The organism is Cupriavidus sp. 96C5-1, assembly GCF_057798855.1.
This window is the reverse complement of the sequence record NZ_JBYOJU010000019.1, coordinates 120,323-136,908: the sequence shown is the minus strand read 5'-3', so window position 1 is coordinate 136,908 and position 16,586 is coordinate 120,323. Positions and strand designations below refer to the sequence as shown.

At 67.8% G+C, this 16,586-nt stretch carries 9 protein-coding genes; 4 read left to right on the top strand and 5 right to left on the bottom strand.

Annotated elements, in window-relative coordinates; genetic code table 11:
• Positions 1-68: 68 nt before the first annotated feature.
• From AC3FOF_RS21160 to AC3FOF_RS21150, 3 genes are all read left to right on the top strand, one after another.
• A complete protein-coding gene (locus tag AC3FOF_RS21160) occupies positions 69-1,589 on the top strand; it encodes an NCS1 family nucleobase:cation symporter-1 (protein ID WP_488727678.1) in 1,521 nt (506 codons plus the stop codon).
• Positions 1,590-1,596: 7 nt separating this feature from the next.
• Positions 1,597-2,331, top strand: a complete 735-nt coding sequence (locus tag AC3FOF_RS21155; RefSeq protein WP_017227739.1) for an aspartate/glutamate racemase family protein — start codon at positions 1,597-1,599, stop codon at positions 2,329-2,331.
• 105 nt (positions 2,332-2,436) lie between these two features.
• Positions 2,437-3,189, top strand: coding sequence for a GntR family transcriptional regulator (locus AC3FOF_RS21150; RefSeq protein ID WP_488727677.1), 753 nt, complete (start codon positions 2,437-2,439; stop codon positions 3,187-3,189).
• Positions 3,190-3,345: 156 nt separating this feature from the next.
• On the opposite strand, the gene AC3FOF_RS21145 is transcribed toward AC3FOF_RS21150, so the two are convergent.
• The 3 genes from AC3FOF_RS21145 to AC3FOF_RS21135 all read right to left on the bottom strand — a co-directional run bounded on the left by AC3FOF_RS21145 (position 3,346) and on the right by AC3FOF_RS21135 (position 11,495).
• Complete coding sequence (locus tag AC3FOF_RS21145) at positions 3,346-3,669, bottom strand: hypothetical protein (protein WP_488727676.1); 324 nt, start codon at positions 3,667-3,669, stop codon at positions 3,346-3,348.
• A gap of 190 nt (positions 3,670-3,859) precedes the next feature.
• The gene (gene uvrA / locus AC3FOF_RS21140; protein ID WP_488727675.1) at positions 3,860-9,757 is read right to left on the bottom strand and encodes an excinuclease ABC subunit UvrA; all 5,898 of its coding nucleotides are present in this window, start codon (positions 9,755-9,757) and stop codon (positions 3,860-3,862) included.
• Between the two features lie 376 nt (positions 9,758-10,133).
• A complete protein-coding gene (locus tag AC3FOF_RS21135; RefSeq protein ID WP_488727674.1) occupies positions 10,134-11,495 on the bottom strand; it encodes a cytochrome-c peroxidase in 1,362 nt (453 codons plus the stop codon).
• A gap of 241 nt (positions 11,496-11,736) precedes the next feature.
• On the opposite strand from AC3FOF_RS21135, the gene acpA reads away from it, so the two are divergent.
• Positions 11,737-13,881 carry an acid phosphatase gene (gene acpA, locus AC3FOF_RS21130; protein WP_488727673.1) on the top strand — a complete coding sequence of 715 codons (2,145 nt, stop codon included), beginning with the start codon at positions 11,737-11,739 and terminating at the stop codon, positions 13,879-13,881.
• Positions 13,882-14,123: 242 nt separating this feature from the next.
• On the opposite strand, the gene AC3FOF_RS21125 is transcribed toward acpA, so the two are convergent.
• Both AC3FOF_RS21125 and AC3FOF_RS21120 read right to left on the bottom strand, forming a co-directional pair.
• Entirely contained in the window at positions 14,124-14,672 is a 549-nt protein-coding gene (locus tag AC3FOF_RS21125) for a single-stranded DNA-binding protein (protein ID WP_276265698.1), read from the bottom strand.
• Between the two features lie 215 nt (positions 14,673-14,887).
• On the bottom strand, positions 14,888-16,144 hold the full coding sequence (locus AC3FOF_RS21120) for an MFS transporter (RefSeq protein WP_017225300.1): 1,257 nt from the start codon (positions 16,142-16,144) through the stop codon (positions 14,888-14,890).
• Positions 16,145-16,586: the final 442 nt, after the last annotated feature.

The following is a 16,586-nucleotide window of genomic DNA, read 5'->3' as shown; positions in this document are numbered from 1 at the left end:
TCGCAACAGACATCGGGCACGCCATACCGTGCTTCCCCCTGGCCAGCATCCGCCACTAGGAGAGATCCATGATGCAAGCAACCGCCACTCCAGCCCCCGCAACCGACGCCGCCGGCGCAGCCGACGAGCCCAGCCTCCATGGCAACGCGCTGATCAAGCCCGGCTACCATGAGCGCCTCACCAACGAAGACCTGGCGCCGTTGCAGCGGCAGACCTGGGGCACCTACAACATCTTTGCGTTCTGGATGTCGGATGTGCACAGCGTCGGGGGCTACATCACGGCTGGCAGCCTGTTCGCGCTGGGGCTATCGAGCTGGCAGGTGCTGGTATCGCTGCTGGTGGGCATCCTGATCGTGCAGTTCTTCTGCAACCTCGTGGCCAAGCCGAGCCAGGTCACCGGCACGCCCTATCCGGTGATCTGCCGCGCCTCTTTCGGCGTGCTGGGGGCGAATATTCCCGCCGTCATCCGCGGCCTGATCGCAGTGGCCTGGTACGGCATCCAGACCTACCTGGCATCCAGCGCCTTCCTGGTGCTGGCACTGCATTTCTTCCCTGCGCTGGCGCCCTACGCCGACGCGAAGCTGCACGGCTTCGCCGGGCTCTCGGCATTGGGCTGGTGCGCCTTCATGACCCTGTGGGTGCTGCAGGCGCTGGTGTTCTGGAACGGCATGGAAACGATCCGCAGGTTCATCGACTGGGCGGGACCGGCCGTCTACGTGGTGATGATCGCGCTGGCCATCTGGCTGGTGCAGAAGGCCGGCTGGCAGAACGTCAACCTGACCCTGAGCTTTCTCAAGTACAGCGGCTGGGACGCGGTGCCGGTCATGCTGACGGCCATCGCGCTAGTGGTGTCCTACTTCTCGGGACCCATGCTGAACTTCGGCGATTTTTCCCGCTACGCCAAGCATTTCCACTCGGTCAAGCGGGGTAATTTCTGGGGCTTGCCGGTCAATTTCCTCGGCTTTTCCCTGCTCACGGTGATCACGACCTCGGCCACGCTGCCGGTATTCGGCAAGCTGATCACGGACCCCGTCGAGACCGTCAGCCACATCGACAGCACCTTCGCCATGCTGCTCGGCGCGTTCACTTTCATGACCGCCACCATCGGCATCAACATCGTCGCCAATTTCGTGTCTCCGGCGTTCGACTTCTCCAACGTCTCGCCGAAGCACATCAGCTGGCGCACCGGCGGCATGATCGCGGCGGTAGCCTCGATCTTCATCACGCCCTGGAATCTCTATCACAACCCGCAGGTCATCCACTACACGCTGGACGTGCTCGGCGCCTTCATCGGCCCGCTGTTCGGCATCCTGATCGCGGACTACTACCTGGTGCGGCGGCAGCGCGTCGTGGTGGACGACCTGTACACCATGAGCCCGCATGGCCGCTACTGGTACCGCAAGGGCTACAACCCGGCGGCGATCGCCACCATGATCCCGGCCGCCGCCATTCCCATCCTGTGCGTGGTGCTACCGGCATGGCAGCAGCTTGCCAACTACAGCTGGTTCATCGGCATGGGCATCGCCCTGGTGCTGTACCGGCTGCTGGCGCCGCGCCTGATGCCCGCGCACTTCGACAAGACCACCTGAGATCGCCATGAAGCTGAAGATCATCAACCCCAACACCACGCAGAGCATGACCGACAAGATCGGGCAATGCGCGCGCGCCGTCGCCGCGCCGGCCACGCGCATCAGCGCGGTGAGCCCGCGCATGGGGCCGGCCTCGATCGAAAGCCACTATGACGAGGCGCTCTCGGTGCCCGGCGTGCTGGAGGAGATCCTGGCGGGGGAGCGCGACGGCGTTGACGCCTATGTCATTGCCTGCTTCGGCGACCCCGGCCTGCACGCGGCGCGCGAGCTTGCGCGCGGCCCGGTGCTTGGCATTGCCGAGGCGGCCATGCATGCGGCCAGCCTGATAGGCAGCAGCTTCAGCGTGGTGACCACGCTTGCGCGCACCTGCAATATGGCCTGGCACCTGGCCGAGCGCTATGGCATGAAGCGCTTCTGCCGCAATGTGCACGCCTGCGACCTGTCCGTGCTGGAACTGGAACGCCCGGGATCCGACGCACGCCGCATCATCGCGGAGCGCTGCCGGCTGGCGCTGGCCCAGGACCGCAGCGAGTGCATCGTGCTGGGCTGCGCCGGCATGGCCGACCTGTGCGAGGAAATTACCGACATCATCGGCGCGCCGGTCATCGACGGCGTGACCGCCGCCGTGAAAATGACCGAGGCGCTGGTGTCGATCCGGCTTGGCACCAGCAAGCGCGGAGACTGGGCACGGCCACTGCCCAAGCCCTATGCCGGCATGCTGGCGCCGTTCTCGCTCGGTTGACGCGCGTGGCAGGACCGGCAGGAAGGACCTTGTCGCCGCAGTTGTGTACGATATGTCGGAATTTCGTCGCCAGTTTCGGCGACAGGCTGACTTACGCGTACCCAGATGGCAACAACCCGAAAGAAGGCGGCAACGGCGCCCGCGGCAACCGCAGCGGCGGACGGCGCAGCCGAACTGCCCGCTGCCGAGGCCTCGGCCAACGAAGCGATTTACCTCAACCTGCTCACCGCCATCATGGAGCACCGCCTGCTGGCGGGCACCAAGCTGGTGGAAGAGCGCCTGTGCGAAGTCACCGGCGCTAGCCGCGCGCGCATACGGCAAGTGTTTGCGCGCCTTGCGCACGAGAAGCTGGTGACGCTGGTGCCCAATCGCGGCGCCTTCATCGCCAGCCCCACGGTGGAAGAGGCGCGCCAGGTGTTCCAGGCGCGGCGCGTGGTGGAGCCGGAACTCGCCGCCGTGCTGGCCCGGCAGGCCACGGCGGCCAAGATCCGCAGCATGCGCCGCCATGTGCAGGAAGAAGACCATGCGCGCACCCGCGGCGACCGGGCCGCGGTCATCCGCCTGTCGGGCGAATTCCATATCCTGCTGGCGGAAATCGCTGGCAATGTGATCCTGGAGAAACTGATCCGGGAAATGGTCTCGCTGACCTGCCTGATCATTACGCTGTATGACCGGCCAGGCGCGCCTGCCTGCCCCGAACATGAGCACCGCAACCTGATCGATGCCATCGAGCGGCGCGATGCCGCCAGCGCCGCCGCGCTGATGACCGAGCACCTGCAGCATATCGAAGGCTCGCTCGACCTGACCGTGCGCGACAGTGGCGTGCCGGATTTCCACAGCATCTTTGCCAGGAGTTGAGCATCGCGCCTGCCTCGGCCAGTGCTTGCGCGCCGCCGGCACACGCTGATTCCGCCGATGGCCGCGGGCAGGCGGGAAATCGCCACGAGGACAAGGAAAGGCAATAAAAGTGCGAGGCGGAGCACCGCAAGGGGCGCGCCTCCGGCTGGCCGGCGGCTAGCGTCCGGGACCGTCCGGATCGCCCTGCTGGTCCCATCCCGGTTTCATCCGCAGGCCGAAGCTGCTGCGCGGCTGGGTATCGCGTTCCGGACGCAGTGCGTACTGGTCGTGGTTGATCTGCGTGCCTGCGGCGGATTGCCGGGCGGCACGCTGGCCGGCCTGTCCGGCCGCCTGCGGGGACGGCCGGGCGCCGGAGCGCGAGCCGGCCTTCGCAGGCGCACCCGCGTCGCTGGCGCCGGCTGCATTGGCCGGTGCCACAAGGACGGCCGCGCCGGCCAGGCCGACACAAAGCGCCGCCAGGGTAGGGAGTATGGATTTCACAGTTGCACAGTCACGCTGTCACAAGGCAGCGGCGCATCGCCACCCGGCCGCGCCTCCGTGGGAGGGCGGCTGGAGCGGCAGGCGGCCGCCAGTTGCCGAAGCCGACATTGTGTCAGTTACCGGGCCTGCCGGGTAAAAACCGCCTGCAGCCTCGCTTGCAAGCGGGGCCGCAGGGTTGCCGCACCGCGCTTTACCGCGGCGCGGCCAGCCGCCGCCTGCCGTCGCCGCCCCCGGGCACCGCCTTGCCAGCCGTCTTGCCGCGCGCCAGCACCGGTGCCAGCGCCGCGCCGGTATGGCTGGCCCTGACCTGCACCAGCCCTTCCGGATCGGCGGCGGCCACGATGCCGCCGCCCGCCACGCCGCCCTCCGGCCCCAGGTCGATGATCCAGTCGGCCTCGGCGATCACGTCGAGGTCGTGCTCGATCACCACCACGCTATGGCCGCCATCGGCCAGCCGGTGCAGCACGCGGATCAGCTTGGCCACGTCGGCCATATGCAGGCCCACGGTAGGCTCATCCAGCACGTACAGCGTGTGCGGCGCCTGCTGCCCGCGCCGGGTGATGTCGTCGCGCACCTTTGACAGCTCGGTCACCAGCTTGATGCGCTGCGCTTCGCCGCCGGACAGCGTGGGCGACGGCTGCCCCAGCGTCAGGTAGCCCAGGCCCACATCCTTCATCAGTTGCAGCGGGTGCGCGATATTGGACATGGCGGAGAAGAACTCCACCGCCTCGTCGATCTCCATGGTCAGCACGTCGCCGATATTCTTGCCGCGCCAGGTCACCGCCAGCGTTTCCGGATTGAAGCGCTGGCCGTGGCAGACGTCGCAAGGCACCTTGACGTCGGGCAGGAAGCTCATGCCAATGGTGCGCACGCCCTGCCCTTCGCAGGTCGGGCAGCGCCCATCGCCGGTGTTGAAGGAAAAGCGCGAGGCGGAATAGCCGCGCGCCTTGGCCTCCAGCGTCTGCGCGAACAGCTTGCGGATGGTGTCCCACACGCCGATATAGGTGGCCGGGCAGGAGCGCGGCGTCTTGCCGATCGGGGTCTGGTCGACCTCCAGCACGCGGTCGATGCTTTCATAGCCGGTGACGCTTTCGCAGCCCTGCCAGTCATGCGTGACTTCCAGCTTGCGGCGCGGCTGGGCGCGTGCCGCCGCCTGCGAACGCGCAGGCGCCTCGCTGCCCGCAGCCTTGCGCGCGCGCCGGGTCGCCGGCGAGGACATCACCGAGCGTCCCACCGCATCGAGCAGGTTGGTCATCAGCACATCGCGCGCCAGCGTGGACTTGCCCGACCCGCTGACGCCCGTGATGGCCACCAGCCTCGCCAGCGGGATGCCGACGGTGACGTTGCGCAGGTTGTGCAGCGTGGCGCCATGCACGGTCAGCCAGCGCTCGGGCACGGCCTCGCCGTGCTTGCCTTGCGGCATGACATGGCGCCGCGGCTGCAGCGGGTGCAGGATCGGATGGGCCAGGAACTGGCCGGTCAGCGAATCGGCGCTGGCCGACAGCGCCGCCACGCCGCCCTGCGCCACCAGCGTGCCGCCGCGCTTGCCTGCGCCGGGACCGATATCGATGATGTGGTCGGCGCGGCGGATGGTGTCTTCGTCATGCTCGACAACCACCAGCGTGTTGCCCTTCTCGCCCAGCTTGCGCAGTGCGTCGAGCAGGATCTGGTTGTCGCGCGGATGCAGGCCGATGGTGGGCTCGTCGAGTACGTAGCACACGCCTTGCAGGTTGCTGCCAAGCTGCGCCGCCAGCCGGATACGCTGCGCCTCGCCACCGGACAGGCTGGGCGCGGCGCGGTCGAGGCTGAGGTAGCCCAGGCCGACTTCTTCCAGGAACTGCAGGCGGCTGCGGATCTCGCTCACGACGTCGCGCGCGATCTCGCCCTCGCGGCCGGCCAGGCGCAGCTGTTGTACCCAGCGGTGCGTATCCGACACCGTCCACTGCGCCACTTCCACGATGGGGTGCGCGTCGAACGTCACCGCGCGCGCCACCGGATTCAGCCGCGTACCGCCGCAATCCGCGCAGGGCGTATCGGCCACGTCGTCGGGCTCCTGCTGCTCGGACGGCAGCGTCTGTTCGCGCCCGCGGTTGTCGTCGGCCATCACGGTATCGTCATAGGCCGCGCGCTGCTCGCGCGTGAGCGTCAGGCCGGTGCCGACGCAGCTGGCGCACCAGCCATGCTTGCTGTTGTAGGAGAACAGGCGCGGGTCCAGCTCCGGATAGCTGGTGCTGCACACCGGGCAGGCACGCTTGGTCGAAAACACGGTGGTGGCGCCGACGCGGGCGCTGCCGCCGTTGCCCATCGCGTGCTGCAGGCCATCGAGCGGGGCCAGCAGGTGCATCACGCCCTTGCCGGCTTCCAGCGCCTGCCCGAGCATCGCGCGCAGCGCGGCTTCGTTGTCCGCCGACACCACGATATCTCCGACCGGCAGCTCGATGGTGTGCTCGCGGAAACGGTCCAGACGCGGCCACGGATCTACCGGCAGGAACTCGCCGTCCACGCGCAGGTGCGTATTGCCGCGCGCCTTGGCCCATTTGGCCAGGTCGGTATAGACGCCCTTGCGGTTGACCACCAGCGGCGCCAGCAGGCCCACGTGCTGGCCCTTGTAGTCGCGCAGCAGCTGCGCGGCGATCGACTCCGGGCTTTGCGAGGTCACGGGCGTGCCGTCGTGGATGCAATGCTGGATGCCGAGCTTCACATACATCAGCCGCAGGAAGTGCCAGACCTCGGAGGTGGTCGCCACCGTGCTCTTGCGCCCGCCGCGCGACAGGCGCTGCTCGATGGCCACGGTCGGCGGAATGCCGTACACGGCATCCACCTCCGGCCGCCCGGCCGGCTGCACGATGGAACGTGCATAGGCGTTGAGCGATTCGAGGTAACGGCGCTGCCCTTCATGAAACAGGATGTCGAAGGCGAGCGTGGACTTGCCCGAGCCCGACACGCCGGTGACGACGTTGAACTTGCCGTGCGGGATATCGACGTTGAGCGACTTCAGGTTGTGCTCGTGCGCGTTGACGATGCGCACCACGTCCTCGCCCTCGATGGCGCGGCGCGCGCGTGCCGCGCGCAAGGCCGCCTGCAGCGGCACGCCCGCATCCTCCGCGACGAAGGCATGGCCCACGGCGCGGTCGTACTGCAGCAGCGCCTGGCCGGTGTGTGACTGCTCGCAGCGCTTGACGTCTTCCGGCGTGCCCACGCACAGCACTTCGCCACCCGCGTCGCCGCCCTCGGGGCCAAGGTCGATGATCCAGTCGGCGGCGCGCACCACATCCAGGTTGTGCTCGATCACGATCAGCGAATGGCCGCCGTCCAGCAGCTTGCCGAAGGCGCGCATCAGCTTGGCGATATCGTCGAAATGCAGCCCGGTGGTGGGCTCGTCGAACATGAACAGCTTGCACTCGTACGGCATCGGCTTGACGCGCGCATTGCCTGCCTGCGCGGTCTCCGCCAGGTAGCCGGCCAGCTTGAGCCGCTGCGCCTCGCCGCCCGACAGCGTCGGCACCGGCTGGCCCAGCTTCACGTATTCCAGCCCCACGTCGACGATCGGCTGCAGCACGCGCAGCACCGCCGCATCGCCGGCGAAGTACGCCACCGCCTCGCTCACCGTCAGCTCCAGCACGTCGGCCACGCTGAGCGCACGCGGCGGCTGGCCCGGCAGCGCGCGCTCGATCTTGACTTCGAGGATTTCCGCGCGATAACGGCGGCCGTCGCAATCCGGGCAGCGCAGGTAGACATCGGACAGGAACTGCATCTCGACGTGCTCGAAACCCGAACCGCCGCAGGTGGGGCAGCGCCCGTCGCCCGAGTTGAAGCTGAACATGCCGGCGGTGTAGCTGCGCTGCAAGGCCATCGGCGCCTTGGCGAACAGCTTGCGGATCTCGTCGAAGGCGCCGACGTAGCTGGCCGGGTTGGAACGCGCGGTCTTGCCGATGGGCGACTGGTCGACGAAGACCACGTCGGCCACCTGCTCGGCGCCGGCCAGGCGGCGGAAGGCGCCGGGCGCATCCGTGGACTTGCCGAAGTGCCGTGCCATGGCGGGATGCAGCACATCCTGCAGCAGCGTGGACTTGCCCGAGCCGGAGACGCCGGTCACGCACACCAGGCGCTGCAGCGGGATCTCGACGGTGACATCGCGCAGGTTGTGCTCGCTCGCGCCTTCCAGCACGATGCGCGGCGTGGCCTGGTCCACGGCACGCGGCTTCCAGCGGGACAGGTCGGTCACCTGGCGGTGGCCGGCAAGGTACTCGCCGGTGAGCGTGCCGGCGCCGCGGATATCCGCCGGCGTGCCGTCGAAGATGATGTTGCCGCCACGCTCACCCGGGCCGGGGCCCATGTCGATCAGGCGGTCGGCGGCCAGCATCACGGAGGGATCGTGCTCCACCACCACCAGCGTGTTGCCGGCATCGCGCAGGCGCTGCATGGCTTCGACGATGCGGTTCAGGTCGCGCGGGTGCAAGCCGATGCTGGGCTCGTCGAGCACGAACAGCGTCTTCACCAGCGAGGTGCCCAGCGCCGTGGTCAGGTTGATGCGCTGCACCTCGCCGCCGGACAGCGTGCGGCTCTGGCGATCCAGCGTCAGGTAGCCCAGGCCCACGTCGCACAGGTACTTCAGGCGCGTGCGCACCTCGGCCAGCAGCAGCTTGAGCGCGTCGTCCAGCATCAGGCTCGGCAGCGTCAGTTCATCGAAGAAGCGGCGGATGCGCTCGATCGGCATCAGCATCAGGTCGTGCACGGTGAGGCCGGGCAGCGCTTCCAGCTGCGTGCGGTCCCAGTCCACGCCGCGCGGCAGGAAGCGCTGCGCGGGAGCGCACACGGCGTCGGCGCCAGCCTGGCTGCCCAGGCGCCACAGCAATGCTTCGGTCTTCAGGCGTGCGCCGCCGCAGGTCTCGCACGGTGTATAGCTGCGGTACTTCGACAGCAGCACGCGAATATGCATCTTGTACGCTTTCGACTCCAGGTAGTCGAAGAAGCGCTTGACGCCGTACCAATGCGTATTCCACTTGCCGTTCCAATCGGGCGAGCCGTCGATGACCCAGGCGCGCTCGGCCGGGGTCAGGCTGGACCATGCCACGTCGCGCGGGATGCCGGCCTTGGCCGCGTAGCGCATCAGGTCGTCCTGGCACTCCTTCCACGCCGGCGTCTGCATCGGCTTGATGGCGCCGCCGCGCAGGGTCTTGCGCTCGTCCGGGATCACCAGGCCGAGATCGACGCCGATGACGCGCCCGAAGCCGCGGCAGGCTTCGCAGGCGCCGTAGGCGGAGTTGAAGGAAAACAGCGCGGGCTGCGGATCGGCGTAGCGGATATCGCTTTCCGGGCTGTGCAGCCCGGTGGAGAAGCGCCACACCTGCGGCTCGGCTGCGTCATCGCCGGCATTGGGCACATAGACGTTGACCCGGCCGGCGCCGCGCTTGAGCGAGGCCTCGATGGCCTCCAGTACCCGCACCTTCTCGGTATTGCCCAGGCGGAAGCGGTCGGCCACGACGTCGAGCACCTTGCGCGGGCCGGTGGGCGACGCCACCACGCGCTGCGCCTGCACGCGCGTGTAGCCGCTGACGGACAGCCACTGCTCGATCTCGGCGTCGGTGGTGGTTTCGGGCAGCTCTACCGGGAAGGTCACCACCAGGCGCGGATCGCCGTCCGGGGCCTGCGCGGCGCGCGCCTGCAACTCGGCGTAGATGGTCTCCGGCGAATCGTGCCGCACCGGCTGCGCGGTCTTGCGGTCGAACAACCCGGCCGCGCGCGCGTAGAGCAGCTTCAGGTGATCGTTGAGCTCCGTCATGGTGCCGACCGTGGAACGCGAGCTGCGCACCGGGTTGGTCTGGTCGATGGCGATGGCCGGCGGCACGCCGTCGACCCGGTCCACCTGCGGCCGGTCCATGCGGTCGAGGAACTGGCGCGCATAGGCGCTGAAGGTCTCGACATAGCGCCGCTGCCCCTCGGCATACAACGTATCGAACACCAGGCTCGACTTGCCCGAGCCCGAGGGCCCGGTCACCACGGTCATTTCGCCGGTGTGCAGGTCCAGGTCGAGGTTCTTGAGATTGTGCTGACGGGCTCCGCGGATGCGGATGACGCCGGATGACATGGGATGTGTGTCCTTTTGGCTTGCGAGTTGCGTGCGGGGCTTGCGGGTTGCCGGCGGCGGGTGCGGCAGGCAACGGCTTGCCGGGCGAAGCCCGGCGCCGGCCCGCTGCCTTGGCCGGCACCGGATCCGCCCGGGTAGCGCCACGGTCACCCACCGCAAGTCGCGGTATTGGTACGGTCAGGCCGCTATCCTATCCCGAAGGACGGCAGCGTGCCGCGCGATGAAGTGTGGCGCTGACATCTCCTGACAGGACGCTGTCAGGAGGAAATGGGGACGGATCAGAAAAAAGGAAGTCCGATGGCGAAGGCATCGGCAGCGCACGGCCACGATCGTCGGCCAGGCATGCAGTGCCCGATGGACGGCGAGCCGGGCGCGCTCAGCGCGCCGCCGGAATCCGGTAGCCGTCGTTGAGCGTCTTCAGGAAGGCGATGACATCGCGGATCTCCGCTGCCGAGAGCGCCGGCTTGCTGCCGGGCGCTCCGCCGAAAGGCGGCTCCATATTGACGTTCTCGCGATAGCGGGCCGGGAGGTCGTCGAACTTGTCGATGCTGCCATCGGCCCTGCGCGGATACCACTTGCCGGGCTGGCTGTCCCGTTCCACATAGAAGCGCAGCACGTCTTCGAGCGAATGGAAGGCGCCGTTGTGGAAGAAGACCTTGCGCAGCGCCACGTTGCGCAGGGAAGGCGTGCGGAACAGGCCGCAGTACTCGGCGCGGTCCTTCAGGTCGGTACGATCCGGCCCGCACAGGCCCATGTCGAAGAAGGCGGGGTCGGCATTGGCCGCCAGCTTGCGGTTGCGCGGCACGCCCAGCGCGATGAAGCCAAAGTCGCTGAAGGCGGGAAAGGCGCCCTCGGCGCTGACCGCGCTCGGATGGCAGGCCGCGCAATTGCCCTTGGCGGGATCGTTGAACAGGCGCAGGCCGCGCGTTTCCTGCTCGCTCAGCTTGACCTGCCGGCGCAGGAAGGCATCGTACTTGCTGGTGTAGGGATAGAACTCGGCCGGGGTTTCCTGGAAGACTTCGAGCGCCATCAGCGCTGCCTGGAAGGCGGTTTCGTCGCGCGCCAGGATATCGTCGCCGAACACCTCCCGGAACGTTTGCACATGCTTGCCGCCGCGCAGCCTGGCGGCCACCGCCGCCGCGTCCGCGTTCGCCATTTCATTGGGCGACAGCAATGGCGCGCGCGCCTGCTCGTGCGTGGAGGAGGCCCGCCCATCCCAGTCGTGGCCGCCGGTGGGGCCCTGGTCTTCGCTGTCGTTGCCGTCGTTCTCGTGGAAGTGCTCGGAGAACGGCGGCACGTTCTGCACGTAGCGCAACGACGGCGCGGCGCGCGCGCCGGTCCGCCGCATGTCCGCTCCGCCCAGTTGCACGGAGAGGTCGTTGCCCGGCCCGTAGGCGTGGTCCGGGCTGTGGCAGCTCGCGCACGAGAGCCGGCCCGACGCCGACAGCGACGGGTCGAAGAACAAGGCCTTGCCGAGCGCGGCCATGGCCGGCACCGAGGGGCGGCGCGTCGCCATCAGGTTATAGAACGCGTCCGCGTAGGCCGGCCGGGCAGGCGCGGCTGGCTGGCTGGCCGGCGCTGCCGCGGCAACGCTGACCGCGCCCGGGGCGGATACGGCAGTGTCCCGCCCGGCTTTGCCGCAGGCCGTCAGCGCGACGGCGCAGGCCAGCAGCAAGACGGCGGCGGCGGCACGCGGGATCTGGTGAAGGGCTGGCGGCGAAACGGGGCGCGATGGCATTGCTGCGGCGGGGATGGCGGATGGAATGTTGGCCGGACCGGCGGTTCTGCCGGCACTGGCACCTGGCTTTCGGCAAAGGCGCGCCAACTTAGCACGCACGCATGACAACGGCGTGTCATGGCAAGCCGAAACCCCTTCCCCCTGGTTCCGGCGAACATCATCAATCTGACATGGAGTGGCGGGAAAATCGCGCGGCTGTTCAAAAAAGAACCGCCTCACACATAAAGAAAAAGGAAAATCCATGCGCCGAGCCCTGAAACTCTATCCCCTGGCGGCGGTAGCCGCCGCCGCAATGACCGCCTGCGGAGGCAGCGCCTCCGGTAGCGGGAGCACGCCCACGGCCGCCACCACGTCGGGCGTGGTGACCGGCAGCTACTTCGAGTACGCCAAGGTCTGCATCGATGCCAACAACAACGGCAAGTGCGACGGTGACGAGACCAGCACCCGCTCCGACAAGAACGGCGCCTTTACGCTGACCGGCCAGGGCGCGGTGGTGGCGGAAATCGACACCGATGCGTTCCGCAACGACGGCGCCGGCGGCCACGCCGCGGTGCCCCGTCGGCTGGTGTTCCGCGCACCGGCCGGCGCCAACGGCGTGCTCAGCGCCATCTCGACCGAGCTGGTCGCGCTGATGGAATCGAACGGCGGCGACATCGATGCGGCAAAGACCCGCCTCGCCGCCCGCATCGGCGTTACCGCGGACAAGCTGCTGGCCGACCACAACAAGGAAACCGACAAGAACATCAAGGCGACCCTGCAGGCGGAAATCGACCAGGCCATCGACCTGATCGCCGACTCGGTGAAGGGCGGCGGCGATATCGACCAGGCCCTGCGCGACGGCGTCGCCAAGCGGGTTGCACTGGACAAGATCAAGACGGTGGTGGTGATCTACGCCGAGAACCGTGGCTTCGACAATCTCTACGGCCTGTTCCCGGGCGCCAACGGCATTCCCGGTGTGAACCCCACGTCCACCGGCACCGCCGAGGGGCAGAGGGACTTCGACGGCTCGGTGCTGCCGGTGCTGCCGCCGACCTGGAACGGACTCACGGCGCAAGGGCAAGTCACACAGCTGACACAGGCCAGCACCGCCAACTGGCCAAACAAGCCGTTCCAGATCGACAACCCTGACGGCGTCAACGGCACTGGCACGGTGATCTCGCAAAAAGTCGTCACGCGCGACCTGGTGCACCGCTTCTACAACAACCAGATGCAGATCAACGGCGGCAAGAACGACAAGTACGCCGCGTTCTCGGATGCCGGCGGCCTGTCGATGGGCTACTACGACGGCAGCAGCATGACGATGTGGCAGCTCGCCAGGCAATACGTGCTGGCCGACAATTTCTACATGGGCGCGTTCGGCGGCTCCTTCCTCAACCACCAGTACCTGATCTGCGCCTGCGCGCCGCAGTACCCGAACGCCGACGCCGCCACCTCGCCGGCCAAGGGCTCGATCTCCGCGATCGACGTCGACGCCAACGGCAACTTCCTGCGCCTGACCCCGGGCACCGGCAACCCCACCTCGGTCCTCTCCGGCAAGGCGGTGTACCAGAACGACAGCACGCTGACGCCCAAGGACGCCAGCGGCATGTTCTACGCCGTCAACACCATGCAGCCGGACTACCAGCCGAGCGGCAACAAGCCTGCCACCACCGATACCACCGGGCTCTACGCCGACCCGGCCAAGGCCACCACGCTGCCGCCCCAGACCCAGACCACCATCGGCGACCTGCTGAACGCGCGCGGCATCAGCTGGGCCTGGTATGCCGGCGCCTGGGCCAAGGTGACGCAGGACCCGACCGGCATCTACAACAACACGACCCCCAACTTCCAGCCGCACCACCAGCCCTTCAACTACTACGCCAACTTCGACCCGGTCACCCAGGCCGCCAACCGCAGCGCGCACCTGAAGGACTTCGACAGCCAGTTCCTGCAGGACGCCGCCGCCGGCAACCTGCCCGCAGTCGCGTTCTACAAGCCGCAGGGCAACCTGAACCAGCACCCCGGCTATGCTAGCGTGACGGACGGCGACGCCCATATCGCCAGCGTGATCGCGCAGTTGCAGAAGAGCCCGCAGTGGAAGAACATGCTGATCCTCGTCACCTACGACGAGAACGGCGGCTTCTACGACCACGCCCAGGTACCCGCGGGCGACCGCTGGGGCCCGGGCACGCGTATCCCGGCCATCCTGATCTCGCCGTACGCGAAGAAGGGCTTTGTCGACCACACCCAGTACGACACGGCATCGGCCCTGCGCTTCATCACCCACCGCTTCGTGCTGCCGACCCTGCCGGGCCTGCAACTGCGCGACACCGCCCTGGTGGCCAAGAAGGGCAAGGCGATGGGCGACCTGACCAGCGCGCTGGATTTCGCGGCCCTGCAGAACTAGCAACAACCAGGCCGTGACGGACGAAGGGCAACCTGCAAGGGCTGCCCTTTTTTCTTGACAGGACGCTCAGGCAGGCGCGGAACAGCCTGAGCCGGCGCCGCGCCATGCCCAACCGCCTCGACCGGGCACGGGCCTGAAAACAAAAAACCCCGGGATCCATGATCTCCGGGGTTTTTGCTTGCCAGTGCCGGCCATTTCGGCCCGGCCTGGCGGGTTCGGGCTGACAGATCGGCAGATCCGTCTCAGAACGGAATATCGTCGTCCATGTCCTCAAAGCCATTCGACGGCGCCTGCTGCTGACGGCGCGCACCGCCACCCTGCTGGCCGCCGGCCGGCTGGCCGCCACCGCTGCGCGCACCGCCGCCGCCATAGCCGCCGCCCGAGGATTCGCGGCCGCCGCCGTAGCCGCCACCGCCGCCCATGTCGTCGCCGGCGCCAGCGCCGCCGCCCATGCCCTGGCGCGAGCCCAGCATCTGCATCTGCTCGGCCACGATCTCGGTGCTGTACTTTTCCGCGCCCGCCTGGTCAGTCCACTTGCGGGTGCGGATGCGGCCTTCGATATAGACCTGCGAGCCCTTGCGCAGGTACTGGCCGGCGATCTCGGCCAGCTTGCCGAAGAAGGCGATGCGGTGCCACTCGGTGGCTTCCTTCATCTCGCCGCTGGTCTTGTCCTTGTAGCGATCGGTGGTCGCCAGGCGGATGTTGGTCACGGCGTCGCCGCTGGGCATGTAGCGGGTTTCCGGGTCCGCGCCCAGGTTGCCGACGAGGATGACTTTGTTGATCGATGCCATGTGAATGTTCTCCCAGGGCCACGCCCTCTGCTGCAAGCGGCGTGGCGATGCCTTGACTGATGCGTAAACAAATAACGCGCCCCCGGCCAAGTAGTCGGGCGCGCGGTCATGCTAGTGCCTATTTGAGGCAAAAAGCTTTACGAAGTGATGCGACGAGCCTTTTCAGGCTTTTCAGGCTTTTCCCACCCCGAATCGGCGCCATTTGGCGTCGCCACTTACGCGGCGACGGCCGGCGAACTGCTTTTCCGGGCCGGGGGCGACTTCATGTTCCAGGCGATTATAAGCCAGAGCAGCAGCACGACCGCACAGCCGAGGAAGACCGCGCTGCGGCCTTCGTGCTTGAGCAGCCAGCCGCCCACCGCCCCGCCCAGGAACAATCCCATCGCCTGCGTGGTGTTGTAGACGCCCAGCGCGGCCCCGCGCGCGGCAGCGGCATAGCGCGACACCAGCGAGGGCTGCATGGCCTCCAGCACGTTGAAGGCCACGAAAAACAGCAGCAGCACGCCCACGATGCCCCACAGGCCATGCACCGCGGCAAACAGCAGCTGCACCGCGGTCATCAGGCCAACCGCGCCGAGCAGCACGGGCCGAACCTTGCCATAGCGCTCGGCGGCCATCATCGGCCCGAGCATCAGCACGAAGGACACCAGCACTACCGGCAGGTAAACCTTCCAGTGCTGGTCCAGCGGCATGCCGGCGTCGCTGAGCATGGCCGGCACCACCATGAACATGGCGACCTGGGAGGCGTGCAGCGCCAGCACGCCCACGTTCAGCCGCACCAGGTCCGGATTGAACAGCACCTCGCGGAACGGCAGCCGCACGGGATGCGGCGGCGGCGGCGTGGGCACCAGGAACAACGTCACCAGGATGGCGATCACGCCCAGCACCGACATCAGCGTGAAAATGCCCGGCATGCCGATGCTGTGCAGCAACGGCGAAGCGATCACCAGCGACAGCGCGAAGGTCAGGCCGATGCTGCCGCCCACCATGGCCATCGCCTTGGTGCGATGCTGCTCGCGGGTCAGGTCGGCGATGCAGGCGGTGATGGCCGCGGAAATCGCGCCCATGCCCTGCAGCGACCGGCCAAGGATGATGCCGGCAAGCGTGTCCGAACCGGCCGCCACCAGCCCGCCGGCGACGAACAGGAGCAGGCCGGCCACCATCACCGGCTTGCGGCCGACGCGGTCGGACAGCCAGCCCAGCGGAATGTGCAGGAAAGCTTGCATCAGGCCATAGATGCCCATGGCCAGGCCCACGCGCTGGGCGTCGTGCCCGTCGGGCAGGCCGTGCGCGTATTCGGCGAACACGGGGAGGATCAGGAACAACCCGAGCATGCGCAGCGCGAAGATGCTGGCCAGCGAGATGCTGGCTCGCAATTCCATGCGGGTCATGCGGTCGCGCCCGGTGCCGGACTGAGCCTTGGAATTGTCGGCCTTGGCCGCATCTTGGGAGGAGCTATGGATCGACGACATTGCGATCGTGGGGAATTTCTGTGACGGATTGCCGGGTCGTGCAACGCGCACGCACCGCATTGACCCGGCGCTGACGGGGCGGCGACAACTTCGATCCATGACCGGAGCGGAAGTTGCAGCGCATCCGCCACTGTCCCGCCATCATCCGCCGGACACCCGTCGAGGCGGAAGCAACGCTTCCGGACAACGCGATACAGTCCTTCAGCATGCCGATGTGGGCATCGCGAAACGCCGCCTGTTGGCGCAAGCAACCCCCGGAAACCGAAGTTCGGTATATTAACAGGTTTGCTCCGCTGCGCTTTCGGGGGCCCGACCGGACACCGCAAGGAGGTCACGAGGGCGCGCGAGGGCACCGCGAGCCCCAGCGCGGGGCGCCAAAGCCCTGCCCGATGCTGGCCTGGCGCTGGCCCGAGGCCGGCCGCAGCCCTGCTGGCATGCTTTT